The organism is Roseivivax sp. THAF197b, assembly GCF_009363255.1.
Classification (GTDB): Bacteria; Pseudomonadota; Alphaproteobacteria; order Rhodobacterales; family Rhodobacteraceae; genus Roseivivax.
This window is the reverse complement of the sequence record NZ_CP045318.1, coordinates 1,596,090-1,620,849: the sequence shown is the minus strand read 5'-3', so window position 1 is coordinate 1,620,849 and position 24,760 is coordinate 1,596,090. Positions and strand designations below refer to the sequence as shown.

Below are 24,760 nucleotides of genomic sequence, written 5' to 3'. Positions count from 1 at the left end.
GCCCCAGCTTCACGACCACTATATATCGCGTTGGGCTTCTGACAAGCCTCGCATGGCTAGTGGTCCGGCAAAGACCTAGCGGATGCGGGTAACGGCTGTGTGACGGACCGCCGGGTGCTCAAAAGTTGCACTTGTCGCGCAGGAACGCGAGGGCCACGCCAAGGCCATCGGGGGCGATCCCGTGAGCCGTGCCCTTCATGACATGGGCATAGACCTCGCTCCAGCCGGCCTTCTGCAGCGCCTCCGCGGCCTCGGGCAGGGATTGCGGCGGCACCACGTCATCCTGATCGCCATGGATCAGCAGCACGGGCGGGCGCACCACGGCCTCGTCGACCAGAAGTTCCGGCCGCAACAGCCGACCCGAGAAGCCCACGATGCCCGCCACCGCGTCTTCGCGGCGCGGCACGACCTGCAGGCTCATCATCGTGCCCTGGCTGAAGCCGAACACGGCGACCTGTTCGGGCATCACGTCCTCATCGACCATCAGCGTGTCGAGAAAGGCATTGAGATCTTCGGCTGCGGCCAGCATGCCCGCTTCGCTGTCCTCCTGGCTCGATCCGTCGATCCAGGGGATCGGGAACCACTGGAAGCCGAAGGGTGCGCCCGCACAGGCCTCGGGCGCGTCGGGCGCCACGAAGAGCGTGTCGGGCAGATGCTCACCCAGGGGATCAGCCAGGCCCAGAAGGTCCGCGCCATTCGCGCCGTATCCATGCAGGAACACCACGACGGAGCGCGTCTCCCCCGATTGCGGCTCTTTCCGTTCGGCTTGCAACACCCGCGTCATGCAATTCCCTCTCGATCCTTAGCTACGTGGTAGTAGGCCCAGAGCGCGCGGGCTGCAACCGACCGCCAGGGCGACCAATCCTGCGCCATCTCGCGCAATGCGCGTTCCTTGGGCCGTTCGGGCAGATCGAAGAGCAGCCGCGCGGATTCCTGCAAGGCCAGATCGCCCGGGGCGAAGACATCCGCATGGCCCAGCGAGAACATCGCATAGATCTCCGCCGTCCAGACGCCGATTCCCTTCACCTGCGTGAGCGTCGCCACGACCTCTTCGGTCGGCGCGTCGCGCAGGGCGTCGAAATCGATCTCCGCCTCCGCAAGCGCCTTGGCATAGCGCGCCTTTTGCCGCGACAAGCCCACGGCGCGCAGGTCTTCCTCGGTCGCGCCCCGGATTGCGGCCTCGTCGAGATAGCCCGCCGCTTCCAGCCGCGCCTTGATCGCGCGCGCAGACGCCACCGAAACCTGCTGGCTCACGATGGCCGACAGAAGCTGGCCGAACCCGTCGGGATTGCGCCGAAGCGGCAGCTTGCCGGTCTCTGCAAGCGCGGTGGCAAAGCGCGGCTCGGCCCGACAGAGGAAGTCCGCGCCCTCGGCCACGCAATCCTCGGTCCTTATGATCCGGCCCTGGTAAGCCATGACATTGCCTCCTCGGCTGTGCGCGCAATCGGCCCCGGCGGGGCTGCGGGCCGCGCGATCAGCGCCACGCGAATCCCCAAGCGTCGCGCTGCTGCAAGCTTGGGATAACTGCCCGTGCCGCCCGCGTCACGGGTGATGAGCCAATCGATGCGGTATCGGCGCATCAGCCGCATTTCCTGCGCGATGCCGAAGGGCCCGGCGCCGCCGAGATAAACCGCGCCGCGCAGCGGACAGGGCCCGGGCCTTTCGGCCCTGCGCCGAATGAACAGCCGCGCCTTGAGACGCCGAAGGGCCGCCAGATCCTCGCCGCCCGTCGTGGCGAAGACGCGCGCATCCGCGCGGATGAGCTGCGCCGCCGAGCGGATATTCGGCAGGTAGGTCCAATGATCGCCGCGCTGCCGCCGGTAGCCCGGCCTGCGCAATTGCACGACAGGCAAACCCCGCGCTTCCGCCATGCGGTGCAGCTGCCAATGGGTGGCGTGATCGAACGGATGCGCCCCGTCCACAAGCGCGCGCAGACCGTCCAGCGCGGCACCCTCCACCCGGCCGGGCCGCAGAATCCGCGCATCCGGCAGATGCCGCACAAGGGCCTCGGCCTCCGCACTTCCGGTCACGATCCCGATCTCCGCCCCCGTCATTGCCCCCTGCCCCGCACATTCGCAAACCCACTCCGCGAACGCACGCTCTTGCCGCCGCGTCCGGCCCCGTCTAGCAAGGCGGAATGGAACAGACCCGCGCAAAACGCAATGTTGCCGTCCTGGTCGCCGCGCAGGCGGTGCTTGGCGCGCAGATGCCGATGATCTTCACCATTGGCGGTTTGGCCGGGCAATCGCTCGCCTCGAATGTCTGTTTCGCGACGCTGCCCATTTCGCTCATCATCCTGGGCTCTATGCTCTCGGCCTCGCCGCTGTCGTCCTTCATGCAGCGTTTCGGGCGCCGAGCCGGCTTCTTTGTGGGCGCCGCCGGGGGCGCGCTCGGCGGCCTGATCGGGGCCTACGGGCTCTACCTCGCCTCCTTCCCGATATTCCTCGTGGGCAGCCTCTTCACGGGCGTCTATTTCGCCGCGCATAACTTCTACCGCTTTGCCGCCGCCGATACCGCGTCCGAGGCGTTCCGCCCGAAAGCGATCTCCTACGTGCTGGCAGGCGGGCTCGTCTCGGCGATCATCGGGCCTCAGGTGGTGAAATTCACCGCCGATGCCTATGTGATCCCCTTCATCGGCACCTATCTCGCGGTGATCGCGGTCAACGTGCTGGGCGCGTTCCTGTTCATCTTCCTCGACATTCCGAAGCCTGCCCCGCCCGCCGCGGACAGCCCCGTGGGCCGCAGCCGGATCGAGCTTCTGAAGACTCCGCGCATCGCCGTTGCGGTGATCTGCGCCATGGTCTCCTACGCGCTCATGAACCTCGTGATGACCTCGACCCCGCTTGCGGTCGTGGGCTGCGGATATGACAAGGCGGATGCGGCCAATATCGTCTCCGCGCATGTGCTGGCGATGTATGTGCCCTCGTTCTTCACCGGCCATCTGATCGCGCGCTTCGGCGTGGAGAAGATCATGGGTGCGGGCCTGGCCATCCTGGCCGCGGCAGGCGTCGTCGCGCTTGCAGGCGTCGAGCTCGAGAACTTCTACGTGGCGCTCGTCCTTCTGGGCATCGGCTGGAATTTCGGCTTCATCGGCGCGACCACGATGCTTGCGGGCAGCCACCGCCCCGAGGAGCGTGGCCGCATGCAGGGCCTCAATGACGTGATCGTCTTCGGCGGCGTGACCTTCGCGTCGCTCTCTTCGGGCGGGCTGATGAACTGCTCCGGCGGGACGGCGGAGGCCGGTTGGGCGGCGGTCAATATCGCGATGATCCCGCTTCTGACGCTGGCTGGTGCCGCTCTGATCTGGCTGGCGCTCCGGCCCCGCGCACAAGCCGCCGAATAGGCCGTCAAGTGACCCGCGCGGCCGCTACCAGCGCCCCGTCGCGCGGATCCAGGCCAGCCGCGCGGCACTGCGCGCGGGGTTCAACTCCAGCGTCCCATCCGCCACCCGGGCCGGATCGCGGGCCGCGAGTTTCAGGATCGGCTCGGCCTCCCAGGTCGCGAGAAAGGCTGGTGCCGCTTCGGAGGAGACCGCCCCGCGCCCGGCTCGCGCACGCTTCAGCCGCTCAAGGCCCCCTTTGGCAAGGGAAGCCACGGCTGCGGGGCGCCCATCGACCAGCGGGCGGCGGCCCTTTGCTTCCAGCTCCGGCACCGCGCGCAGAAAGGCCGCGAGCCCCGCCGCATAGCCCGCATCCCGCGCCACGGCGCCATCCACGAATCCCAGCGCCGAGGCAGCGGCTTCCAGAAGCAATCCGCCCGTCTCCTCGATATATCGCTCCAGATGCGCCTGATCCTCGAAGGCGTCGCGATAGAGATCCCAGCGCCGCGCCCCCACGGACAGATCCAGCCGCTCGGCCATGCCCGGTGCCAGCGACAGGGCGAGCGGCGTGACCACCTCGTGCCGCCGCACCATGCCGCCTGCCGCGATCTCGGCCAGCGCGTCGCGCCACCATTGCAGGCGCATCTCGCCGATCATCGCTTCCGAGGTCACCCAGGGCGCGCGCGCCACTTCGAGGTTGAAGGCATAGATCGGGAAAAGCCGAGCGCGGGCGGGCACCGGCGCGGCCATGACAGCGCGGAAACGGGCGGGGTCGCCCCGCTCCACCAGCGCGGCGCAGGCGATCAGATCATCATCAAATTCCATGACGGCCCAGCTAGGCCGGGATCGCCGCGCGGGAAGGCGCATCCGCCACGTCGCGACAGAGCTTCCAGTTCACCGCGTCGATGAGCGCCGAGAAGGAGGCGTCGACGATATTCGCCGACACGCCCACCGTGGACCAGCGCCGCCCCTGCCCGTCCGCGCTGTCGATGATCACGCGGGTCACGGCCTCGGTCCCGCCTTGAGTGATCCGCACCTTGAAGTCGATGAGGCGCATATCCTCAATCATCTCCTGGTAGCGCCCGAGATCCTTCGCGAGCGCTTTCGACAGCGCGTTGACGGGGCCGCGATCCGATCCGGTCTCGTCCATCGACTCGCTGACCGACAGTTTCTTCTCGCCATCGACCTTCACCACCACGACCGCTTCGGACAAGGACACCATGCGGTTGCGCTTGTTCTTCCGCCGCTCGACGGAGACGCGGTAGCGCTTGACCTCGAAGAATTGCGGCATCAGCCCAAGCTCCTCGCGCGCCAGAAGCTCGAAGGAAGCCTGTGCCGTGTCATAGGCATAGCCCTCATCCTCGCGCTCTTTCACCCGGTCGAGAATGCGCGCCAGCCGCGGGTCGTCCTCGGCCACCTCGATCCCCGCCTCGGCCAGACGCCGCTTCAGGTTCGACCGCCCGGCCTGGTTCGACATCGGCACGATCCGCGCATTGCCCACCGCGCCGGGATCGACATGCTCATAGAGGTCCGGTGCCTTGATCACCGCCGAGGCATGCAGCCCCGCCTTATGCGCAAAGGCCGAGGAGCCCACATAGGGCAGCTGCTTCATCGGCACGCGATTAAGCACATCATCCAGCATCCGGCTGATCCGCGTGAGATCCTTGAGCGCGTCGCGGCTGACGCTTGTCTCGAGGCTGTCGGCATAGGGCGCCTTCAACAGAAGCGTGGGCAGAAGCGAGACGAGGTTCGCGTTGCCGCAGCGCTCGCCCAGCCCGTTCAGCGTGCCCTGGATCTGCCGCGCGCCCGCATCGACGGCCGCGAGCGATCCGGCCACCGCCGTTTCGGTGTCGTTATGGGTGTGGATGCCCAGCCGGTCGCCGGGGATGCCCTGCGCGATCAGGTCCGCCACGACATCGCCGATCGCCAGGGGCAGCGTGCCGCCATTGGTATCGCAGAGCACAACCCAGCGCGCGCCCCCTTCAAGAGCGGCCTCAAGACAGGAACGCGCATAGCCGGGATCGGAGGCATATCCGTCGAAGAAATGCTCCGCATCAAAGAGCGCCTCGCGCCCTTCCGCCACGCAATGGGCGATGGAGGCGCGGATGTTGTCGAGGTTTTCTTCGCGCGTGATGCCGAGTGCGGTTTCGACGTGGTAATCGTGGCTCTTGCCGACGAGACAAACCGCCTTGGTGCCGGCGTTGAGCACGGCGGCCAGCACGTCGTCATTCTCCGCCGAGCGGCCCGCGCGCTTCGTCATGCCGAAGGCGGTCATCGTGGCGCCTTTGGTCTCGGCGGCCTCGAAGAATGCGCTGTCGGTGGGGTTGGCGCCGGGCCAGCCGCCCTCGATGTAATCGAGCCCGAGCGCGTCGAGCGCGCCTGCGATCTTCAGCTTCTCTGGCGTGGAGAATTGCACGCCCTGCGTCTGCTGCCCGTCGCGCAGCGTGGTGTCGTAGAGGTAGAGGCGGTCGGTCATGGGCGGACCTCCGGCAGGATGGCGCGCCAGGTCGAACGGAAAGCGGTCATCCTCGGACTTGACCCGAGGAGATGATCATCCTTGGCTTTCGCTGCGTTGCGAGGTCGTCGGGTCAAGCCCGACGATGACATCTCTTGGTTCGACGCACGCGCAACAATGTCTCGATTGCCCGCAATCGAGACAGCGCCCGACCCGCCCCCCCACGGGGCGGGCGCTTCTGGCGAAGTCGTCTCTGCCGCCGACCCGTCAATGCTTTGGGGTCCGAAATCGCGCAGCCCGACCCCGCCCCGCGGGGGCCGGGCGCTGCACATATCCACCGTCACGCGCATTACGTCTTCTCCCTTACATGGTGGGTTTTCACCCACCCTACATGTCGACTTCGCGTCAACGGGCTTCCTCCTACGAACGCTAACTCAAACGATCCCATCGAGCTTGCCCGCATCGAAATCCGGCCCCGCCACCAGTTCCACCCCCGCCTTCGACATGCGCACCTCGACGCCCGCCGCGACAAGCGCCGACTTGAGCCGGTCCACCTCGGTGAAATCCTTGGTCTCCATCGCCGCAGCCCGCGCATTGGTGAGCGACATTTCCAAACTCGACAAATCAGCCTCCGGGGCGGCGTCCCAACCGCCCAGGGCGTCCGTCAACAGCCCCATCATTTGCGCACCGGCCTTCAGCGCAGCCGCATCACCGTCATTCGCCGCCTGCCGCAGGATGGTGAGCGCCCCTGCAGAGTTGAGATCATCCGCCAGCGCCGACACCACCCCATCCGGGACCGTGCCGGCCTCGATACCGTCGCACATCGCCCGCCACTTTCGAAGCGTCGCCTCCGCCTCGCGGCGCTTCACATCGGTCCAATCCATCGGCTTGCGGTAATGGGTGGACAGCATCACGAAGCGGATCACCTCGCCCGGCACGCCCTGATCGAGCAGGTCTCGCACGGTGAAAAAGTTGCCCAACGACTTGGACATCTTCTTGCCCTCGACCTGCAGCATCTCGTTGTGCAGCCACACCCGTGCAAATCCGCCGCCTTCATGCGCGCAGCAGCTTTGCGCGATCTCGTTCTCGTGGTGCGGGAACATCAGGTCATTGCCGCCGCCGTGGATGTCGAACTCCGCCCCAAGAAGTGCATCCGCCATGGCCGAGCATTCGATATGCCAGCCCGGACGCCCCCGCCCCCAAGGGCTCTCCCATCCCGGCAGCCCCTCCTCCGACGGCTTCCACAACACGAAATCCATCGGGTTGCGCTTGTAGGGCGCCACTTCGACCCGCGCGCCTGCGATCATGTCCTCGACCGCGCGGCCAGACAATTTGCCGTAATCCTCATAACTCTCCACCGCGAAGAGCACATGGCCCTCGGCCGCATAGGCGTGACCCTTGGCGATCAGGTCCTCGACCATCGCGACCATCTCGGGAATGTACCTCGTCGCGCGCGGCATATGCGTGGGCTCGAGCGCGCCGACTGCGCCCATATCGTCGAGATACCAGCCAATCGTCTCCTCGGTGATCTCCCCGATCGAGCGTCCGCTCTCGGCGGCCCTTGCGTTGATCTTGTCGTCGACGTCAGTGAAGTTGCGCACGTATGTGACGTGTTCCTCCCCGTAGACATGCCGCAACAGCCGGTAGAGCAGATCGAACACGATCACGGGCCGCGCATTGCCCAGATGCGCCCGGTCATAGACCGTGGGCCCGCAGACATACATCCGCACATTGTCGGGATCGATCGGCGTGAACGGCTCTTTCCGCCGCGTCTTGGTGTTGGTGAAACTCAGTTCCATACGTGCCTCAAGCCTTTGGATCCCGTCGTGCCGTGGGGCGGGTCCAGGTCGCGTCATGTTCTGGGAAAGGAAAAGACGGCCCGCCGGAAGTTCAGCGGATAATGCAACAGGGGGTGATGCGTGCCGTGCTCATGCGAGGGGCGTAACCGCGCGGACGCGTTTTGGCAAGTCTCTCGGGTGTTGTCCCGCGCGGCGCGGCGGGGCATTACGGCCCGGACACGCAGATGACCGGAGAGCCCATGCCACAGATCGCCCCTCGCATTACACAGATGAACGCAGGCGGCTCCGATGGGTGGGAGGTGTTCTACCGAGCCCGCGCCATGGCCGCATCGGGCGAGGCGGTGACCGAACTGACCATCGGCGAGCATGACATCGGCACCGATCCCGCCATCCTCGACGCGATGCACCGCTCGGCGCGCGGCGGGCATACGGGCTACGCCGCCGTGCCCGGAACGGACGGGCTGCGAGCGGCCATTGCCGACCGGGTGCAGACGCGGACGGGTGTCGCCACAGGCCCCGAGAACGTACTGGTCACGCCGGGCGCCCAGGCGGGGCTTTTCGCGGCGCATATGCTGGTCTGCGCGCCGGGCGATGCGGCGCTTTATGTTGATCCCTTCTACGTGACCTATCCCGGCACGATCCGCGCCGCCTCCGCCCGTGCCGTGCCCGTTGAGACGCGGTCCGAGGCGGGCTTCCTGCCCGATCCCGCCGATCTGGACGCCGCCGCCGCCGAGACCGGCGCGCGCTCCCTCCTGATCAACACGCCGAACAATCCCACCGGCGCGGTCTATCCCCGCGCCACGCTCGAGGGCATCGCCGAGGTGGCCCGGGCCCGCGACCTCTGGATCCTGTCGGACGAGGTCTATGAGGGTCAGATCTGGCAGGGCACGCATCTCAGCCCGCGCGCCCTGCCCGGCATGGCGGAGCGCACGCTGGTCATCGGCTCTATGTCCAAGGGCCATGCCATGACCGGGGCGCGGCTGGGCTGGATGATCGGGCCGGAAGCCGCCATCGCGCATCTCATCGATCTGGCGACGGTCACGACCTACGGGGTTCCGGGCTTCATCCAGGATGCGGCGCTTTTCGCGCTGCGCGCAGGCGACACGCTCGAGACCGAGGTCTCAGCGCCCTTCTCCCGCCGCCGTGCCATCGCCGAGCGGGTCCTGGCAGACGCGCCCGCTCTTACGCTGCTGCCCGCGCAGGGGGCGATGTATCTCATGCTCGATATCCGTCCTACGGGCATGTCCGGCACCGATTTCGCGACGCGGCTTCTGGATGAGGCCGGGATTGCGGTGATGCCCGGAGAAAGCTTCGGCGCGGCGGCTGCGGGCCATGTCCGCGTGGCCATGACGGTGGAGGATGCGGCATTCGAGGCCGCCCTCGTCCGGCTGGCGGAGTTTGCCGCCGAGGCCACAGCGCTGGCATGAGCGCGCCCGTCTCCTCGATCCGCGGTCTCGGGGCAGCGATGGAGACGGCCTGTGCTCGCGCGGGCATTGACAGCGCCGCGGCTTTGCGCGCCTTGGGCGGCGACGAGGCTTACAGGCGCATGGTCGCCGCAGGAACGCGGCCCCATTTCATCGGCTATTACGCGCTGCACATGGCATTGCAGGGCCGACCCTGGAATGACCTCAAGGGCGATGAGAAGGCTGCCTTCCGCAAACGGTTCGATGCGCTGATGGCCGCCCCCCGCGCGGATGCGGACGGGTTGCCATCTGACCTCTCCGATGCGCTTGACGCGATGGGCACCCGTCCGCGCAGATCTACGGAAGATCGGAACTAGCCCGCTCACAGCCACGTTATGTCAGCAACGCATTTGGCATGAAAGGCTATGACATGGACCTCATTCGCATCATTTTCGCCGTCATCCTGCCGCCGCTCGGCGTCTTCCTTCAGGTCGGCCTCGGCAAGCATTTCTGGCTCAACATCCTGCTGACGCTCCTGGGCTATATCCCCGGCATCGTGCATGCCGTCTGGATCATCGCAAAGACCGGTCCGCGCACCGCATGAGCCTGCCCGACCGACAAGGTGATTTCGACCGGGTCGACCGGATAGAGCGGCTGGCGCGGACGATGGACCGCGCCTTCCGCCTGCCCGGCACGCGCATCCGCTTTGGCTGGGATTCGCTGATCGGACTCATTCCCGGTATCGGCGACACGGTGGCCCTGTTGCCCGCCGCCTATATTGTGGCCACCGCGCGGCGCATGGGCGTGCCCACATCGCTTCTGGTGAAGATGATCTGGAATATCGTCATCGACTGGCTGGTCGGCCTCGTGCCGTTTGCGGGCGATATCTTCGACGTGGGCTTCAAGTCCAACTCGAAGAATGCACGCCTGTTGCGGGAGCATATCGAAGCCCGGCACGGCGCCCCCGCAGGGACCGCGCCCGTGGCCTGAAACCACGCGCAATAGCTGAGCAAAGAAAAAGGGCACCGAATTTCGGTGCCCTTTCCTATTTCAAACTGTCGCCGCGCGATCAGCCGACGATTTCGAGCCCTGCGAAGAAGTAGGAGATCTCTTCCTTGGCGGTCTCGGGCGCGTCGGAGCCGTGCACGGAGTTCTCACCGACCGACTCGGCGAACTCGGCGCGGATGGTGCCCGCTTCGGCATCGGCGGGGTTCGTGGCGCCCATGACTTCGCGGTTCTTGGCGATGGCGCCTTCCCCTTCGAGCACCTGCACCACGACCGGTGCGGAGGCCATGAATTCGCACAGCTCGTCATAGAAGGGACGCTCTGCGTGCACCTTGTAGAACTCGCCGGCCTGCGCCTTGGTCAGCTGGATGCGCTTCTGCGCCACGATGGTCAGACCCGCTTCCTCGAACTTGGCATTGATCTTGCCGGTGAGGTTGCGCTTGGTCGCGTCGGGTTTGATGATCGAAAGCGTGCGTTCGGTTGCCATGTCTAGCCTCTTGCTCTGGCGGGAGGGCGGATGGCCGTCCCGGAATGTAACTGGCGGCGCGCATATCACGGCCTCGTCGGGTTGAAAACATGCGAAGCGCGGGCTTGGTGGATTGATCCATGCGCCGCGCCGATCACGCCCAGGTTTCAGCCTGCCATTCGCGCCTTTTCGCGGTGCCCGCGCTCTGCTATCGCGCCGCCATGCTGAATATTCAGGACATCTCCTATTCCGTGGAAGGCCGCCCGCTCCTGCAGGAAGCCTCCGCGATGATCCCCGAAGGCCACAAGGTGGGCCTTGTCGGCGCCAATGGCACGGGCAAGACCACGCTGTTCAAGCTGATCCGGGGCGAGCTGACCCTCGATGGCGGCGAGATCACCCTGCCCCGCGGGGCCCGCGTGGGCGGTGTGGCGCAGGAAGTGCCTTCCTCGGAGACATCGCTTCTCGAGACCGTGCTGCAGGCCGATACCGAACGCGCCGCGCTGATGGAAGAGGCGGAAACCGCGACCGATGCCCACCGCATCGCCGAGGTGCAGGCCCGTCTTGCCGATATCGATGCCTGGTCCGCCGAGGGCCGCGCCGCCGCGATCCTGAAGGGTCTCGGCTTTGACGAGCCGCAGCAGCACATGCCCTGTTCGGCCTTCTCGGGCGGTTGGCGGATGCGCGTGGCGCTGGCGGGCGTGCTCTTCGCCGAGCCTGACCTTCTCCTGCTCGACGAGCCGACGAACTATCTCGATCTCGAAGGTGCGCTCTGGCTTGAAAGCTATCTCGCGCGCTATCCGCACACCGTCATCGTCATCAGCCACGACCGCGGTCTTCTGAACCGCGCAGTAGGCGGCATCTTGCACCTGTCGGAAAAGCAGCTGACCTTCTATCAGGGCCCCTATGACCAGTTCGCCCGCCAGCGGGCCGAAAAACGCGCCAACCTGATGGCGCAGGCCAAGAAGCAGGACGCCCGCCGCGCGCATCTGCAAAGCTTCGTCGACCGCTTCAAGGCCAAGGCCTCCAAGGCCAAGCAGGCGCAGAGCCGCGTCAAGATGATCGAGAAGATGGACACGATCCGCCTGCCCGAGGATGCCGCAACGCAGGTCTTCACCTTCCCCGAACCCGAAGAGCTGTCGCCGCCCATCGTGCATATCGAAGGCGGGGCCACGGGCTATGGCGACACGACGATCCTGTCGCGGCTCGATCTTCGGATCGACCAGGACGACCGCATCGCGCTTCTGGGCCGCAACGGCGAGGGCAAGTCGACCCTGTCGAAACTGCTCTCCGAGCGGCTGCCGCTCTTTACCGGCAAGCGCACGCAGGCCTCGAAACTGCGCGTCGGCTACTTCGCCCAGCACCAGGTCGATGAGCTGCACGTGGACGAAACCCCGCTGCAGCACCTCCAGCGCGAACGCCCAGGTGAGCATCCCTCGAAGCTGCGCGCGCGCCTGGCGGGGTTCGGGCTGCTGGCCGCTCAGGCCGAAACCGCCGTGGGGCGCCTTTCGGGCGGCCAGAAAGCGCGGCTGTCGCTCCTGCTGGCCACGCTCGATGCGCCGCATATGCTCATTCTCGACGAGCCGACGAACCACCTCGATATCGAAAGCCGCGAAGCGCTGATGGAGGCGCTCAATGCCTATACCGGCGCGGTGATCCTCGTCAGCCACGACATGCATCTTCTCAGCCTCGTGGCCGACCGGCTCTGGATCGTGAAGGACGGCACGGTCAAACCCTACGATCAGGATCTCGACGCCTACCGCCGCACGCTTCTGGAGCCCGACAAACCCGCGCAGAAGCCGCGCAAGGCCGAGGCCCCGAAGGCTCCGAAACCCTCTCGGGATGCGATCCTCGCCCTGCGCTCGGACGTCCGCAAATGCGAAGCGCGGGTTCAGAAGATCGAGGAGATGCGCGAGAAACTGGCCAAGAAACTCGCCGATCCCGCGCTCTACGAGGACGCCCAGAAACATCAGCTCGCCACCTGGAACAAGAAATATGCCGAGGTGATGGAAGGGCTGGAAAAGGCCGAAGCGCTTTGGATGCAGGCGCAGGAGAAGCTCGACGCTGCCGAGGCGGCCTGACACCTCCCCGGCGCTCGGGCCCCCGGCCCCAAGGCAAGGCCAGGCGCCCCGTCGTTCAACCGCGCCTTGCCGCGCGCCCTGCGGACCCCGCACCCTCACGAAAGCGCAGGCCATGCCACCCTTGGTGCGCCAGCCCTGCTTCACCTTTCCAATAAAACGCAAACACGCCGCTTCCCGCTCGCGCTGCCACCGGATTTGTGCGCCTGCCTGCTAGGAAACGCGCGCAGTCCGCACCCTGCGAAACCAAACACCCCGAACGCCCAGCCCTGGCGTCGAAACCTCTTGCCGCGACGCGGCACCCGGATTAGGCCGCGCCCATGGATATCGCGCTCATCATCACCACGCTCACGACGCTGTTCGTGGTCATCGATCCGATCGGCACCACCCCGGTCTTCATCGCTCTCACCCGCGGGATGTCGGCGCGCCTGAAGCGCGCCATCGCTCTGCGCGCCTGCCTCGTCGCCGCCGCGATCCTCAGCCTTTTTGCCTTCGCCGGCGAGGCGGTTCTGGGCTTTGTCGGGATCACCATGCCCGCCTTCCGCATCGCGGGCGGGCTTTTGCTGTTCCTGACCGCGCTCGACATGCTGTTCGAACGCCGCACGAAGCGCCGTAACGATCAGGCCAGCGAGGCCGAAGAGGACATGCCCGACCCGTCGGTCTTTCCGCTGGCCATTCCTCTCCTGTCGGGGCCGGGGGCGATCACCTCGGTCATTCTGCTGACAAGCGAGGCCGCCAGCGCCGAGGCGATGGCCACGATCATGGGCGTTTTGTTCGGGGTTCTGCTGATCGCGCTCGTCCTGTTGCTCATCTCCGGCTGGATCGAGCGCGCGCTCGGCAAGATCGGCATCACCGTGATCACCCGCCTTCTGGGTCTGCTACTGGCCGCGCTGTCGGTGCAATTCGTGGCGGACGGGCTGTTGGCGTTCGGCTTCGGCACGCCCACGCTCTGATCTCTTCCCAAGCCGCATCCGGATGCCTATCTCCCGGACATGGACAACATTTCCTACGGACAGCTGGGCTATCTCGTTCTTCTGGGCGCGGTCCTGATCTTCTGGTTCTTCGTGCAGGATCGCGCGGGGCTCGGCACGAAGGTCAAGGCGCTGGCGGCCTGGGGCTTCATCTTTGTCGGCGTGATCGCGGTGATCGGGCTTTGGGATGATATCCGGAGCACGGTCGCCCCGCAGCAGCAGGTCATGCAAGGCGAGGGCAGGATCGTGCTGCCGCTCCAGGCAGACGGGCATTATCACGCCCGGCTCGATGTGAACGGAACGCCCGTCTCCTTCCTGGTGGATACCGGCGCCACGGGAACGGTCCTCAGCGCCGAGGATGCCGAACGGATCGGCCTCGCGCCAGACACGCTCGATTATATCAGCACGGCACAGACGGCGAATGGGATCGTGCGGACCGCGCCCGTGACGCTCGACAATGTGGCGCTTGGTCCCTTCACCGACCGGAATGTGCGCGCTTACGTAAACGAAGGGGCGCTCGGTCAGTCTTTGCTGGGCATGAGCTATCTGCAACGCTATGCGAAGATCGAAATCGCGGACAGACAGCTGATCCTGACGCGCTGACGCCTGCCACGGGATCATTTTCTTAAATTAAGAAAATGCAAACCCCCTCGACGCATCTGATTTTTAATAAAAATCAGCCTGTTATCTTTCGGCCTTCATCTCCCAGCGGCCCGATTCCTCGGACCAGTATTGCGCCGAACAGCCCGCATCGGTCAGCGCCTTCCACTGCACCCGCGCCGATTGAACCGCCGACGGATCATTGCCGTCAAAGAGCACGCAGACCCGCGCCAGCGCCTGCACCTCGTCTGCGGCCACCTCCGCCCCGTCGATTGCCATGACGCAATCGGGCGCATTGGCCGCCCGGGCTTCCGTGGTCAGCAATATGGGCTGGGCCGCGTCATGCGGCCCGCCCGCGCGTCCATGGGGCAGAAACCCCTCCTCAGGCCCGAGCCAAAGCTTTTCGTCCAGCCAGTCGAGCCGGGCCGCATCCGCGCCGCGCACGGCCACACGCCACCCGGCCCCGCGCGCCTTCTCGAGGAGCGTGGGCAACGTCTCCTCGAGCGGACGACGGGTCAGGTGGTAGAAATAGGCCGCGCCCACGGGATCACTCCGTTTCGAACCGATCCGCAACCAGCCGGTTCAGCGCCATCACGCCCCAGCCCGTCGCGCCCTTGGGTGCCAGCGGCGTGTCCTTTGCCACCTTGGCGACGCCCGCGATGTCGATATGGATCCACGGCACCTCGTCCTTCACGAAGACCTTGAGGAACTCGGCTGCGGTGATCGTGCCTGCGGGTCGGCCGCCGGTGTTCTTGATATCCGCGAGCGGCGTCTCGATCTGCTTGGCGTAGCCCGCGCCAAACGGCAGGCGCCAGGCACCCTCGCCCTCGGCAGCGGCGGCCTTCTCGAAGGCGCGATGGAAATCGTCGTCATTGGCGAAATAGCCCGCATTCTCGTGCCCGAGGGCGATGATGCAGGCGCCGGTCAGCGTGGCCAGATCGACCATCGCGGCGGGGTTTTCATGCTCCTGCGCATACCAGAGCACATCCGCCAGAACGAGCCGCCCCTCGGCATCGGTGTTGATCACCTCGATCGTGTCGCCCTTCATGGAGGTCACGATATCGCCGGGCCGGGTCGCGCGCCCGTCGGGCATGTTCTCCACGAGGCCCACAAGGGCCGTCACGTTCGCACGGGCCTTGCGCGCGGCCAGCGCCTTCATGACGCCCGCGACAACGCCGGCACCGCCCATATCCATGGTCATGTCTTCCATGCCCGCGGCCGGTTTCAGCGAGATGCCGCCCGTGTCGAATACCACGCCCTTGCCCACCAAGGCCAGTGGCGCCTCGCCCTCCGCGCCGCCCTTCCAGCGCATGATGACCATCTTCGCGGGCGTCTCGGAGCCTTGGCTGACGCACAGGAGCGCATTCATGCCGAGCTCGGCCATGCGGTCTTCCTCGACCACTTCGACCTCGACGCCGAGCGCCTCGAGATCCTTGAGGCGGTTGGCGAACTCGGTCGTGGTCAGCACATTCGCGGGTTCGGAAACCAGATCGCGGGTGAAGACGACGCCGCCCGCGACGGCCAGCGCGGTCTCGACCTCCGCGCTCACCTCGTCGGGCTTCGACACCATCAGCGTGACCGGCGCGTAAGCCTCGCCCTTGTCGGATTTGTGGTCGCTGAACGCGTAGGACCGCAGCACGAGCCCAAGCGCGATATCGGCAGCGCGCTTCGTCGTCTCTGCCAACAGAACCACCGCGCTGCGGGAGGATTTCGCGAGTGCGGCGCCGGCGCGGCGCGCCTCTTCCTGACCCGGCGCGCGCGCGAGCTTGACCAGATTGATCGCCTCGGCCGCCATGCCCGCCGGGTAGGCCAGCGACAGGACATCGCCCGCTTTCGCCTTCTCGAAGGCCGCGCTCTCCACCGCGCGCTTCACGGCGCCCTTGGACAGACGATTGAGGCGCCGCGCGCCGGGGCTCATCTTGCCATCGGGGCTGACGCAGACCGCGACGCGGCCCTCCGCATCGGCCAGGCTTTCGAGATCGGTCTGCTCTACCGTGATCCCGCGCAATTCGGTCATGCCATTCTCCTGTCTGAAATCCGTTTGCCCCAGAGGTAGCGGCCACACGCCCCCTTGGCCAGAGGCACCTTTCGCGCCCCGATCCGATGGGCTAGGGTCGCGCAAAACGACAGAAACGATCTGGGGGATCGGTGGCGAAATTCGACAGATACCTGCTGTCGCGCCTCATGGTGCTGTTTGGCTTCTTCGCGCTGGTCCTGGTTTCGGTCTACTGGGTCAACCAGGCCGTGATCCTGTTCGAGCAGCTGATCTCGGACGGCCATTCCGCGGGCGTTTTCCTGGAATTCACCGCCCTGTCCCTGCCCGGCACCATCGCCCGGGTTCTGCCGCTTTCGGCCTTCGTGGCAGCGCTCTACCTCACCCAGCGGCTGATCTCGGATTCGGAGCTGACGGTGGTGCAGGCCACCGGCTACTCGCCCTGGCGGCTGGCCCGTCCGGTGATCTATTTCGGCGCGGTGGTCGCCACGATGATGATGATCCTCACCCACCTTCTGGTGCCGCAAAGTCTTGAACAGCTGCGTCTGCGCGAGGCCGAGATATCGAACGCAGCCTCCGCCCGGCTTCTGCGCGAAGGCGTCTTTCTCAGCCCGTCCTCGGATCTGACCTTCTACATCCGCGACATCACCGACACCGGCGAGTTGCGCGATATCTTTCTGTCCGACCGCCGCCAGACCGGGCGCGAGGTCACCTATACCGCAGAGCGCGCCTTCGTCGTCGGCGACACGCCCGAAGAGGCCAATATCGTGATGATGAGCGGGCTGGCCCAGACGCTCGATCTCGAAACGGGCCGCCTGTCCACGACGACGTTTGCAGATCTGACCTACAGCGTCTCCAGCCTGATCGACCGGTCGACCACGGATCGCCAGCGGCTCGAATCCACCACATCGCTGGAGATGCTGACCGATTTCAGCGGTGTCATGGCCCGCACCGGCGACCGCCCGGCGGAACTTCTGGCCGCCCTCTTCTCGCGCATCCAGCAGCCGCTTCTGGCCATGGTCGCGGCCTCCATCGGTTTTGCAACGCTTCTGACGGGTGAGTTTTCGCGCTTCGGCGTCACCCGGCAGATGTTCGTCGCGGTGGGGCTTGTGGTGCTGGTCTACGTATTCGAAAGCGCCGTGCAGGGCCCGTCCGAGGATTCCGTGCCCGCCGCCTTCCTCATCTTCGTGCCAAGCGTGGTGGGCTTTTCGATGACGGCGCTCCTGTTGCGCTCCGCCGCCCGGCCCCGAAAACCGGGGAAAGCCTCCGCCGATACCAACGGAGCGCCCGCATGACCCTGCATGTCTATTTCGCGCGGCGCTTCCTGATGACCTTCCTGGGCATCTTCGGGGGCTTTGGCGCGTTCGTCTTCATCCTCGATCTTGTGGAGCAGATCCGCCGGTTCGACGACGAGGGCGTGGCCTTCGGCGCGCTGGTGCAGTTGACGCTGCTGAACCTGCCCGGCTCTCTCTACGAGATGCTGCCGCTGATCATGATCCTGTCGTCGATTGCGCTCTTTCTCGGGCTGTCGCGCTCCTCGGAGCTGGTGATCGCGCGGGCCGCGGGCCGCTCGGGCATCGTGTCTCTGGTGGGCCCGATGCTCGTGGCACTGATCGTGGGCGGTATTGCCGTCGCTGCAATGAACCCGATCGTGGCGGCGACCTCGCTGCGCTATAGCGAGTTGAAGGAGCTCTACGAGGATGGCCGCCGTTCCGTCATCTCCATCGGCTCCGGCGGGCTGTGGCTGCGCCAGGGCGACGAGACCGGTCAGACGGTGATCCGCGCGAGCCGCGCCAATGCCGACGCGACGCGCCTTTATGACGTCTCCTTCCTCGAATATCGCGACGAGATCGGACCGGTGCGCCGCCTCATGGCGGACGAGGCCGAACTCGTCGACGGCGCCTGGGTTCTGAGAACGGTCAAGACCTGGCCGCTGGGCCCCGGCGTCAATGCAGAGGCCAATGCCCGCGATTACGACACGCTCGAAATCCCCTCGACCCTGACGCGCGAGCGCATACGCGACCGCTTCGGCCAGCCCTCCGCGATCTCGATCTGGAACCTGCCGCGCTTCATTTCGGACCTGGAACAGGCCGGCTTTTCCGCCCGCCGCCACACCGTCTGGTTCCAGATGGAGCTGGCACGCCCGATCTTCCTCGTGTCGCTGATCCTGGTGGCCGCGGCCTTCACGATGGAGCATGCCCGCATCGCGCGCACGGGAATTGCGGTTCTTTCTGCGGTCCTGATCGGTTTCGGGCTGTTCTATGTCCGAAATTTCGCGCAAATCCTCGGCGAAAGCGGCCAGCTTGATCCATTGGTGGCCGCCTGGGTGCCACCCTTCGCGTCGCTTTTGCTGGCGCTCGGGTTCTTGTTGCAAAGGGAGGACGGATGAAGATGCGCCGATTGCTTGTCGCCTTCCTGATGACGCTGTGCCTCGTTACCGCGCCCGCCATCGCGCAAACGCCGCCAAACCCCGCGGCCGAGCCGCCCGACACAGCGCTACTGGTGGCCGATATCGTCTATGTGGAGGCCGACAGCGTCCTCATCGCCGAAGGCAATGTCGAGGCGATCTACCAGGGCCGCAGCCTGACCGCCGACCGCATCGTCTTCGATCAGGAGGCCGGGACCCTCTCGCTCGACGGTCCGATCCGCATCGTGGAGGCCAATGGTGATGTTCTGACCGCGACCTCCGCCACCCTCGATGACGGGTTTCGCAACGGCATTCTGGCGGGCGCGCGCATCGTGCTGGATGAACAGCTGCAGCTGGCCGCGGTCGAGGCCCGGCGGCTGGGCGGACGCTATACGCAGCTGTCGAAGGTGGCGGTGACCTCCTGCCAGGTCTGCGGACGCAACCGCACGCCGCTCTGGCAGATCCGGGCGGGCCGCGTCATCCATGACGAGGAAGAGCGGCAGATCTATTTCGACAATGCCACCTTCCACGTCCTCGATGTGCCGGTGCTGTATTTCCCGCGCCTGCGCATTCCCGACCCGACGCTGGCACGGGCGCGCGGCTTCCTGCCGCCGGAATTCCGCACCTCCTCGCTTCTGGGGTTCGGGATCAAGGTGCCGTATTTCATCCCGCTCGGCCCGCATCAGGACATCACCGTCACGCCGTATCTCTCGACCGAAAGCTCCACGCTCGAGCTGCGCTATCGCCGCGCCTTCCGCTACGGCAATATCACAGTGAATACCGCCACGAGCCGCGACTCGCTGTTTGACGGGGTACGCGCCTATGCCTTCGTGGATGGCAGCTTCGACCTGCCGCGGGACTTCAAGCTCGATTTTGGCCTGCAATCGGTCTCCGACGAGGCCTATCTCGACCTTTATGGCTACTCCTCCGCCGACCGGCTGCGCAATTACGCAACCGTCAGCCGCTACCGGCGCGACAGCGCCTTGTCGGCCAGCATCGACTATTACGAGACCCTGCGCGACGAGGACACGACCGAGACGAAGCCGTCGGCCATTGTCGATGTCGATGTCGAACAACGCTTCTTCCCGAAAGCCATTGGCGGAGAGTTGCGCCTGACCACCGAGTCGCACGCGCATTACCGTCCGTCCGATCGCGATACCGATGGCAGCGATGCTGACAGCATCGTCGATGGCCGCGATGTGAGCCGCCTGTCGGCCACCCTGTCCTGGCGCGACCGCTACACCTTGCCGGCCGGCATGCGCGCTGGCGTCCTGACCCAGGTCAGCGCGGATCATATCCGCATCGCACAGGACGTCCTTTCGGAGCCGGAAGCCACAATCGTCACCCCCGCCGCGGCCCTTGAGCTGCGCTGGCCCTTCCTGCGTCGTGGCCGGGGCGGCAGTGCCACGCTGATCGAGCCCCTGGCGCAGGTCGCCTGGTCCGGTGGCGAGCGTCCGACCACCGCCGCCGACGAAAGCACGCGCCAGGAATTCGACGAGGGCAACCTCCTGTCCCTGTCTCGCTTTCCCGCCACCGACCGGCGCGAGCGGGGCCGCGTGACAGCTCTCGGCCTGCGCTGGCATCACCGCGATCCGATCGGCTGGCAGGCCGGTCTGACCCTGGGTCAGGTCTGGCGCGCAGATGACGATACGGCCTTCACCCGCTCCTCCGGCCTTGGCTTTTCCACGTCCGATATCCTTGTCGCGTCGCATTTCGAGACCCGCAACGGGTTCCTCTTCACCGGCCGCGGGCTGATCGACCTCGACGACCGTGCCTGGACCAAGGCCGAGGCGCGCGCGGCCTGGGAGACGGACCGCATGGACCTTGGCGCCTCCTACCTGCTTCTGCGCGCCGATCCCGACGAGGATCGCGACGACACCCAGTCCGAATGGACGGTCGACGGCTCCTACATCTTCTCGCCCGAATGGTCCGCCGACGGGTTCTGGCGCTACGACCTCGGCGACAACCGCTCCGACCGGGCGGGCCTCGGCGTGACCTGGCAGAACGAATGCGTCTCGGCGGAGATTTCGGTCTCGCGCCGCTTCGCCTCATCCACTAACCTCGAACCATCCACAGATATCGGCCTGACCGTCCTGCTGAAAGGCTTCAGCACAGGCGGCAGCGCGAAGGAGTACCGCCGCACATGCTCGAGTTTCTGAACCGCATCCTGACCCCGAAAATCGGCGCCTTGGCGCTGGTTGCGCTGACGGCGGCGATGCCGCCCGCGCAGGCGGCAGCACAGAACCTCTTCGCGCCTGCGATCCGGGTGAATGACGCCGTCATCACCAATTACGAGATCGACCAGCGTGCGCGGATGCTGCAGCTCCTCAATGCCCCCGGCAATCCGCAGGAGGCCGCCCGCGAGGCGCTGATCGAAGACCGGTTGCGTCTTCAGGCCGCGCGCCGGGCGGGCATCGACCCCTCGCCCGAGGATCTCGCCGAGGCGCAGGCGGAATTCGCGGGCCGCGCCAATCTCAGCCGCGAGGAATTCATCCAGGCGCTCGGCCAGGCCGGCGTGGCCGAAGAGACGTTCCGCGACTTCGTTCGCGCGGGTCTTTCCTGGCGCATCCTCGTGCAGCAGCGTTTCGCAGGCCGGGCCAATGCCTCCGAGTCGGAGATCGACCGTGCGCTCTCGGGCGGTGCGGACGGCTCGAACGTGCGCGTGCTGATCTCCGAGATCATCATGCCCGCCCCGCCGCCGCAGGCCGAAGCCGTGCGCGCGCGCGCCAACCGCATCGCGCAATCGACCTCGGAGGCTGAATTTTCGTCTTTCGCCCGTCAATTCTCGGCGACGGCGAGCCGCGGCAACGGCGGCCGCCTGCCCTGGCAGGATCTGACGGAGCTGCCGCCTCAGCTGCGCCCCATCCTTCTGGGCCTCTCTCCCGGCGAAGTCAGCGATCCGCTGCCCATCCCCAATGCCATCGCGCTCTTTCAGCTGCGCGGCATCGAGGAGACGGGCTATACCGCGCCGGACTATGCCGCGATCGAATATGCCGCCTATTACCTGCCGGGCGGGCGCACGCCCGAAAACCTCGCCCGCGCACGGGTGATCGACAGCCGCACGGATCGCTGTGACGATCTTTACGGCATCGCCAAGGGCCAGCCGGAAAGCCGCCTGCAACGCGAGAGCCTGCCGCCCTCTGAGCTGCCCACCGACATCGCCTTCGAGCTGTCGAAGCTCGATCGCGGTGAGGTCTCGACCGCGCTGACACGCTCGGGCAACCTCATGGTGCTGATGCTCTGCGGGCGCACGCGCGCGGTGGCCGAGGGTCAGGACCGCGAAGATCTCGCCATGGGCCTGCGCAACCGCCGCCTGAACACGCTGGCAGAAGGCTACCTCGCTCAGCTGCGCGCCGACGCCTATATCGTCACCGAATGACGGCTGGGTCGAACGCGCGCCCCGCGCCTATCGCGCTGTCCTGCGGGGAGCCTGCGGGGATCGGTCCGGAACTGGCACCCGCCGCCTGGCGCATTCTAGGCGCGGATGTGCCGTTCTTCCTGATCGGCGATCCCGCGCATGTGCCGCTGGGCTCGGCCCCCGTCGTGCCCATCACACAGCCCCATGAGGCGGTCGCGGCCTCCCGCGAAGGCCTGCCGGTCCTGCCCCTTGAGATGGTCGGCAAACGGCGGCCCGGTCGCCCCCAGGCGGAGCAGGCGCGGGGCGTGATCGCCTCCATCGAGCGCGGCGTGCATCTGGTTTCGACCGGCAAGGCCTCCGCGCTTTGCACCCTGCCGATCCACAAGCAGGCCCTGGCCGATGGTGCGGGCTTCGCCTTTCCCGGCCACACCGAGTTCCTGGCCCATCTGGCCGAGGCGGACGAGGTCGTGATGATGCTGGCCTCCGACCGGCTGCGCGTCGTGCCCGCGACCATCCATATCGCCCTGACAGAGGTGCCTGACGCGCTGACGCCCGACCTTCTTGAACAGCGCATCCGCATCACCCATGACGCGATGATCGCGCAGTTCGGCATATCGCGACCGCGCATCGCCGTGGCCGGTCTCAACCCCCATGCGGGCGAAGGCGGCAAGATGGGACGCGAGGAGATCGAGATCATCACCCCCGTGCTCGACAAGCTGCGCAAGGGCGGCATGGAGATCGCGGGGCCGCTATCGGCCGACACGATGTTCCATGGTGCTGCGCGTGCGCGCTATGACGTGGCCATCGCCATGTATCACGACCAGGCGCTGATCCCGATCAAGACGCTGGATTTCGACCGCGGCGTGAACGTGACCCTGGGCCTGCCCTTCATCCGCACCTCGCCCGATCACGGCACGGCCTTCGACATCGCGGGCAAGGGGATGGCGAACCCGTCCTCGACCGTGGAGGCGCTGCGACTGGCCTGGCGCATGGCGGGCGGCAAGGGATGAGGCGGGCGGCGATTCTCGTTCACTCCTCCAGCGCTGTGCCCGGGACCACAGATGCGGATGCGTTTTTTTGGAAAGGTGAAGCGCAGACGCTGTGCGCCTCAGGCTGTTCGGATGGCACTGGTCATGGCGTGCTATTTTTATTTGGATACAATGCCCTGAACGCCGCACCTCATCCGTTGGATGAACAAACGTGAGCGGTCTCGACGATCTGCCCCCGCTGCGCGAGGTCATCGCGGCGCATGATCTGCGCGCCAAAAAGGCGCTCGGTCAGAACTTCCTGCTGGATCTCAACCTCACCGCCAAGATCGCGCGCGCCGCGGGGGATCTGACGGGGATGGACGTGCTCGAAGTCGGGCCGGGACCGGGCGGTCTGACGCGCGGTCTCCTCGCCTCGGGCGCGCGGCGCGTGCTGGCCATCGAAAAGGACAGCCGCTGCCTGCCTGCCCTGCAGGAGATCGCTGCGGCCTATCCCGGCAGGCTCAACGTGATCGAGGGCGATGCGCTCGCTGTCGATCCGCTGGCGCATCTGACGCCGCCCATCGCGGTCGCTGCCAACCTGCCCTACAATATCGGCACCGAATTGCTGGTGCGCTGGCTGACGCCCACCGAATGGCCGCCCTTCTGGCAAAGCCTGACGCTGATGTTCCAGAAGGAAGTGGCGGATCGGATCGTGGCCGCGCCCGGCTCCAAGGCGTATGGGCGGCTGGCGATCCTTGCGCAATGGCGCTGCGAGGCGCGGATCGTCATGACCCTGCCGCCCGGAGCCTTCACGCCGCCCCCCAAGATTTCCTCGGCCGTGGTGCATCTGACCGCCCTGCCCGCGCCGCGTTATCCTGCCGATCCGAAGGTGCTGGAAGAGGTCGTCGCGCGCGCCTTCAACCAGCGGCGCAAGATGCTGCGGGCAAGCCTCAAGGGGCTGCATCCCGGGATCGAGGATCTCTTGGCCGAGGCAGGCCTCGCCCCGACAGAGCGGGCCGAACAGATCCCGCTTGAGGGCTTTTGCGCCTTGGCCCGCGCGGTCGCGGCGGCGCGCAAGGCGGGCTAGCGGGCAGCAGCGATCCCACGAAAGCCAGATATGGAAAAAGGCCGGTCACGCGACCGGCCTTTTCAATTCATGATCCAAAAACCGGCAGGATCAGCCGTTATTCGCTGCATCCTCGGCAGGCGCCGCGGGTTCGGGCGTGTCGCCCGTGTCGTTCGCGGTGGCCGTTTCCGCTGCAGGCGCGGGCTTCTTGCGCGGCTTGCGCTTGGGCTTGGGTTTTTCCGCGTTCTCCGGGGTCTCGACCAGATGCGAGTCGCCCTCATCCGATTTCAGGTCGACGACGTCGGCATCCGACTTGCCGCCCTCACCGCCGGAGGCCTTGCCCCGGCGACGCCGGTTGTTGCCGCCGCCATTGCCATTGCCGCCTTCGTTGCCGCCGCCCTGACCGCCATCGCCCTGCGCGGCAATTTCCGGCTGGGGCGCGCGGCCCGGATCGTTGGCATCGGAATGGGGCTGGTGGGACTGACCCTGCTGACCGTCATTGCCATCCTGGCCACCCTGCTGACGGTTGTCGTCGCCGTCGCGCTCATTGCGCTCGCGGTCGCGTTGCGCCTGGCGTTCGCGGTTCTCCCGCTCCTGCTGTTCGCGCTTCTGGTCCTGCTCGCGCTGCGCTTCGCTGAGCATGCGCTGGTAATGCTCGGAATGCTGCTGGAAGTTTTCCGCAGCAACCCGGTCATTTCCAAGCTGCGCATCACGGGCGAGCTGGTTGTATTTGTCGATGATCTGCTGGGGCGTCCCGCGCACCTTGCCGTCGGGGCCGGAGCTGTCAAAAACACGATTGACGACGTTGCCCATCGTATTTCTGTTGCGGTTGCCCTTTGACCGGGACCGTGACTTGGAAGATCTCATAGCGCGGC

General features: G+C 66.4%; 24 protein-coding genes. 14 read left to right on the top strand and 10 right to left on the bottom strand.

Going from position 1 to position 24,760, the window contains the following annotated elements; genetic code table 11:
* Positions 1 to 118: 118 nt before the first annotated feature.
* From FIV09_RS08060 to FIV09_RS08050, 3 genes are read right to left on the bottom strand one after another with little or no spacing between them, the layout of a single operon-like run.
* Entirely contained in the window at positions 119 to 784 is a 666-nt protein-coding gene (locus tag FIV09_RS08060; RefSeq protein WP_152449502.1) for an alpha/beta hydrolase, read from the bottom strand.
* Positions 781 to 1,416: a DNA-3-methyladenine glycosylase gene (locus FIV09_RS08055; RefSeq protein WP_152449501.1), complete on the bottom strand. Its 636-nt coding sequence runs from the start codon at positions 1,414 to 1,416 to the stop codon at positions 781 to 783. Before FIV09_RS08055 ends, FIV09_RS08060 begins: the two co-directional genes overlap by 4 nt.
* On the bottom strand, positions 1,392 to 2,054 hold the full coding sequence (locus FIV09_RS08050; RefSeq protein WP_152449500.1) for a precorrin-6A/cobalt-precorrin-6A reductase: 663 nt from the start codon (positions 2,052 to 2,054) through the stop codon (positions 1,392 to 1,394). The genes FIV09_RS08055 and FIV09_RS08050 overlap by 25 nt, the downstream gene beginning before the upstream one ends.
* An 83-nt stretch (positions 2,055 to 2,137) precedes the next feature.
* On the opposite strand from FIV09_RS08050, the gene FIV09_RS08045 reads away from it, so the two are divergent.
* Positions 2,138 to 3,343 carry an MFS transporter gene (locus FIV09_RS08045; RefSeq protein WP_152449499.1) on the top strand — a complete coding sequence of 402 codons (1,206 nt, stop codon included), beginning with the start codon at positions 2,138 to 2,140 and terminating at the stop codon, positions 3,341 to 3,343.
* A 24-nt stretch (positions 3,344 to 3,367) separates the two neighbouring features.
* Here the strand turns inward: FIV09_RS08045 and FIV09_RS08040 are convergent, their stop codons facing one another.
* The 3 genes from FIV09_RS08040 to cysS all read right to left on the bottom strand — a co-directional run bounded on the left by FIV09_RS08040 (position 3,368) and on the right by cysS (position 7,573).
* On the bottom strand, positions 3,368 to 4,144 hold the full coding sequence (locus FIV09_RS08040; protein ID WP_152449498.1) for a squalene/phytoene synthase family protein: 777 nt from the start codon (positions 4,142 to 4,144) through the stop codon (positions 3,368 to 3,370).
* A 10-nt stretch (positions 4,145 to 4,154) separates the two neighbouring features.
* On the bottom strand, positions 4,155 to 5,795 hold the full coding sequence (gene cimA / locus FIV09_RS08035) for a citramalate synthase (protein ID WP_152449497.1): 1,641 nt from the start codon (positions 5,793 to 5,795) through the stop codon (positions 4,155 to 4,157).
* A 413-nt stretch (positions 5,796 to 6,208) separates the two neighbouring features.
* Positions 6,209 to 7,573: a cysteine--tRNA ligase gene (cysS, locus tag FIV09_RS08030; RefSeq protein ID WP_152449496.1), complete on the bottom strand. Its 1,365-nt coding sequence runs from the start codon at positions 7,571 to 7,573 to the stop codon at positions 6,209 to 6,211.
* A 239-nt stretch (positions 7,574 to 7,812) separates the two neighbouring features.
* On the opposite strand from cysS, the gene FIV09_RS08025 reads away from it, so the two are divergent.
* From FIV09_RS08025 to FIV09_RS08010, 4 genes are read left to right on the top strand one after another with little or no spacing between them, the layout of a single operon-like run.
* A complete protein-coding gene (locus FIV09_RS08025; protein WP_152449495.1) occupies positions 7,813 to 9,000 on the top strand; it encodes a pyridoxal phosphate-dependent aminotransferase in 1,188 nt (395 codons plus the stop codon).
* Positions 8,997 to 9,353: a TfoX/Sxy family DNA transformation protein gene (locus tag FIV09_RS08020; RefSeq protein WP_152449494.1), complete on the top strand. Its 357-nt coding sequence runs from the start codon at positions 8,997 to 8,999 to the stop codon at positions 9,351 to 9,353. Before FIV09_RS08025 ends, FIV09_RS08020 begins: the two co-directional genes overlap by 4 nt.
* A 53-nt stretch (positions 9,354 to 9,406) precedes the next feature.
* Positions 9,407 to 9,580, top strand: a complete 174-nt coding sequence (locus tag FIV09_RS08015) for a YqaE/Pmp3 family membrane protein (RefSeq protein ID WP_152452453.1) — start codon at positions 9,407 to 9,409, stop codon at positions 9,578 to 9,580.
* Entirely contained in the window at positions 9,577 to 9,966 is a 390-nt protein-coding gene (locus FIV09_RS08010; RefSeq protein WP_152449493.1) for a DUF4112 domain-containing protein, read from the top strand. The genes FIV09_RS08015 and FIV09_RS08010 overlap by 4 nt, the downstream gene beginning before the upstream one ends.
* A 79-nt stretch (positions 9,967 to 10,045) precedes the next feature.
* On the opposite strand, the gene ndk is transcribed toward FIV09_RS08010, so the two are convergent.
* Positions 10,046 to 10,468: a nucleoside-diphosphate kinase gene (ndk, locus tag FIV09_RS08005; RefSeq protein ID WP_152449492.1), complete on the bottom strand. Its 423-nt coding sequence runs from the start codon at positions 10,466 to 10,468 to the stop codon at positions 10,046 to 10,048.
* Positions 10,469 to 10,668: 200 nt separating this feature from the next.
* On the opposite strand from ndk, the gene FIV09_RS08000 reads away from it, so the two are divergent.
* From FIV09_RS08000 to FIV09_RS07990, 3 genes are all read left to right on the top strand, one after another.
* A complete protein-coding gene (locus FIV09_RS08000; RefSeq protein ID WP_152452452.1) occupies positions 10,669 to 12,525 on the top strand; it encodes an ABC-F family ATP-binding cassette domain-containing protein in 1,857 nt (618 codons plus the stop codon).
* 317 nt (positions 12,526 to 12,842) lie between these two features.
* On the top strand, positions 12,843 to 13,475 hold the full coding sequence (locus tag FIV09_RS07995) for a MarC family protein (protein WP_152449491.1): 633 nt from the start codon (positions 12,843 to 12,845) through the stop codon (positions 13,473 to 13,475).
* Positions 13,476 to 13,514: 39 nt separating this feature from the next.
* Complete coding sequence (locus FIV09_RS07990; RefSeq protein ID WP_152449490.1) at positions 13,515 to 14,096, top strand: TIGR02281 family clan AA aspartic protease; 582 nt, start codon at positions 13,515 to 13,517, stop codon at positions 14,094 to 14,096.
* 81 nt (positions 14,097 to 14,177) lie between these two features.
* On the opposite strand, the gene FIV09_RS07985 is transcribed toward FIV09_RS07990, so the two are convergent.
* Both FIV09_RS07985 and FIV09_RS07980 read right to left on the bottom strand, forming a co-directional pair.
* The gene (locus tag FIV09_RS07985; protein WP_152449489.1) at positions 14,178 to 14,636 is read right to left on the bottom strand and encodes a DNA polymerase III subunit chi; all 459 of its coding nucleotides are present in this window, start codon (positions 14,634 to 14,636) and stop codon (positions 14,178 to 14,180) included.
* A gap of 4 nt (positions 14,637 to 14,640) precedes the next feature.
* Positions 14,641 to 16,110, bottom strand: coding sequence for a leucyl aminopeptidase (locus FIV09_RS07980; protein ID WP_152449488.1), 1,470 nt, complete (start codon positions 16,108 to 16,110; stop codon positions 14,641 to 14,643).
* A 131-nt stretch (positions 16,111 to 16,241) separates the two neighbouring features.
* On the opposite strand from FIV09_RS07980, the gene lptF reads away from it, so the two are divergent.
* From lptF to rsmA, 6 genes are all read left to right on the top strand, one after another.
* Positions 16,242 to 17,381: an LPS export ABC transporter permease LptF gene (gene lptF, locus FIV09_RS07975; RefSeq protein ID WP_254702331.1), complete on the top strand. Its 1,140-nt coding sequence runs from the start codon at positions 16,242 to 16,244 to the stop codon at positions 17,379 to 17,381.
* Positions 17,378 to 18,475: an LPS export ABC transporter permease LptG gene (lptG, locus tag FIV09_RS07970; RefSeq protein WP_152449487.1), complete on the top strand. Its 1,098-nt coding sequence runs from the start codon at positions 17,378 to 17,380 to the stop codon at positions 18,473 to 18,475. Before lptF ends, lptG begins: the two co-directional genes overlap by 4 nt.
* A gap of 2 nt (positions 18,476 to 18,477) precedes the next feature.
* Positions 18,478 to 20,652, top strand: coding sequence for an LPS-assembly protein LptD (locus FIV09_RS07965; RefSeq protein WP_254702330.1), 2,175 nt, complete (start codon positions 18,478 to 18,480; stop codon positions 20,650 to 20,652).
* Positions 20,637 to 21,872 carry a peptidylprolyl isomerase gene (locus FIV09_RS07960; protein WP_152449485.1) on the top strand — a complete coding sequence of 412 codons (1,236 nt, stop codon included), beginning with the start codon at positions 20,637 to 20,639 and terminating at the stop codon, positions 21,870 to 21,872. Before FIV09_RS07965 ends, FIV09_RS07960 begins: the two co-directional genes overlap by 16 nt.
* Positions 21,869 to 22,861 carry a 4-hydroxythreonine-4-phosphate dehydrogenase PdxA gene (gene pdxA, locus FIV09_RS07955; protein WP_152449484.1) on the top strand — a complete coding sequence of 331 codons (993 nt, stop codon included), beginning with the start codon at positions 21,869 to 21,871 and terminating at the stop codon, positions 22,859 to 22,861. Before FIV09_RS07960 ends, pdxA begins: the two co-directional genes overlap by 4 nt.
* Before the next feature lie 190 nt (positions 22,862 to 23,051).
* The gene (gene rsmA / locus FIV09_RS07950; protein ID WP_152449483.1) at positions 23,052 to 23,906 is read left to right on the top strand and encodes a 16S rRNA (adenine(1518)-N(6)/adenine(1519)-N(6))-dimethyltransferase RsmA; all 855 of its coding nucleotides are present in this window, start codon (positions 23,052 to 23,054) and stop codon (positions 23,904 to 23,906) included.
* Positions 23,907 to 23,996: 90 nt separating this feature from the next.
* Here the strand turns inward: rsmA and FIV09_RS07945 are convergent, their stop codons facing one another.
* A complete protein-coding gene (locus FIV09_RS07945; protein WP_152449482.1) occupies positions 23,997 to 24,752 on the bottom strand; it encodes a DUF4167 domain-containing protein in 756 nt (251 codons plus the stop codon).
* Between the last annotated feature and the right edge of the window lie 8 nt (positions 24,753 to 24,760).

Bases quoted from the DNA above. Each gene is read 5' to 3' on its own strand.
- FIV09_RS08060 (WP_152449502.1), bottom strand. From the start codon at position 784: ATGACGCGGGTGTTGCAAGCCGAACGGAAAGAGCCGCAATCGGGGGAG.
- FIV09_RS08015 (WP_152452453.1), top strand. From the start codon at position 9,407: ATGGACCTCATTCGCATCATTTTCGCCGTCATCCTGCCGCCGCTCGGC.
- FIV09_RS07960 (WP_152449485.1), top strand. From the start codon at position 20,637: ATGCTCGAGTTTCTGAACCGCATCCTGACCCCGAAAATCGGCGCCTTG.
- ndk (WP_152449492.1), bottom strand. From the start codon at position 10,468: ATGGCAACCGAACGCACGCTTTCGATCATCAAACCCGACGCGACCAAG.
- FIV09_RS07965 (WP_254702330.1), top strand. From the start codon at position 18,478: ATGCGCCGATTGCTTGTCGCCTTCCTGATGACGCTGTGCCTCGTTACC.
- FIV09_RS07995 (WP_152449491.1), top strand. From the start codon at position 12,843: ATGGATATCGCGCTCATCATCACCACGCTCACGACGCTGTTCGTGGTC.
- FIV09_RS07945 (WP_152449482.1), bottom strand. From the start codon at position 24,752: ATGAGATCTTCCAAGTCACGGTCCCGGTCAAAGGGCAACCGCAACAGA.
- FIV09_RS07980 (WP_152449488.1), bottom strand. From the start codon at position 16,110: ATGACCGAATTGCGCGGGATCACGGTAGAGCAGACCGATCTCGAAAGC.
- FIV09_RS08040 (WP_152449498.1), bottom strand. From the start codon at position 4,144: ATGGAATTTGATGATGATCTGATCGCCTGCGCCGCGCTGGTGGAGCGG.
- cimA (WP_152449497.1), bottom strand. From the start codon at position 5,795: ATGACCGACCGCCTCTACCTCTACGACACCACGCTGCGCGACGGGCAG.
- FIV09_RS07990 (WP_152449490.1), top strand. From the start codon at position 13,515: ATGGACAACATTTCCTACGGACAGCTGGGCTATCTCGTTCTTCTGGGC.
- FIV09_RS08000 (WP_152452452.1), top strand. From the start codon at position 10,669: ATGCTGAATATTCAGGACATCTCCTATTCCGTGGAAGGCCGCCCGCTC.
- FIV09_RS08050 (WP_152449500.1), bottom strand. From the start codon at position 2,054: ATGACGGGGGCGGAGATCGGGATCGTGACCGGAAGTGCGGAGGCCGAG.
- FIV09_RS08010 (WP_152449493.1), top strand. From the start codon at position 9,577: ATGAGCCTGCCCGACCGACAAGGTGATTTCGACCGGGTCGACCGGATA.
- cysS (WP_152449496.1), bottom strand. From the start codon at position 7,573: ATGGAACTGAGTTTCACCAACACCAAGACGCGGCGGAAAGAGCCGTTC.
- FIV09_RS08020 (WP_152449494.1), top strand. From the start codon at position 8,997: ATGAGCGCGCCCGTCTCCTCGATCCGCGGTCTCGGGGCAGCGATGGAG.
- lptG (WP_152449487.1), top strand. From the start codon at position 17,378: ATGACCCTGCATGTCTATTTCGCGCGGCGCTTCCTGATGACCTTCCTG.
- FIV09_RS08055 (WP_152449501.1), bottom strand. From the start codon at position 1,416: ATGGCTTACCAGGGCCGGATCATAAGGACCGAGGATTGCGTGGCCGAG.
- FIV09_RS08045 (WP_152449499.1), top strand. From the start codon at position 2,138: ATGGAACAGACCCGCGCAAAACGCAATGTTGCCGTCCTGGTCGCCGCG.
- pdxA (WP_152449484.1), top strand. From the start codon at position 21,869: ATGACGGCTGGGTCGAACGCGCGCCCCGCGCCTATCGCGCTGTCCTGC.
- FIV09_RS08025 (WP_152449495.1), top strand. From the start codon at position 7,813: ATGCCACAGATCGCCCCTCGCATTACACAGATGAACGCAGGCGGCTCC.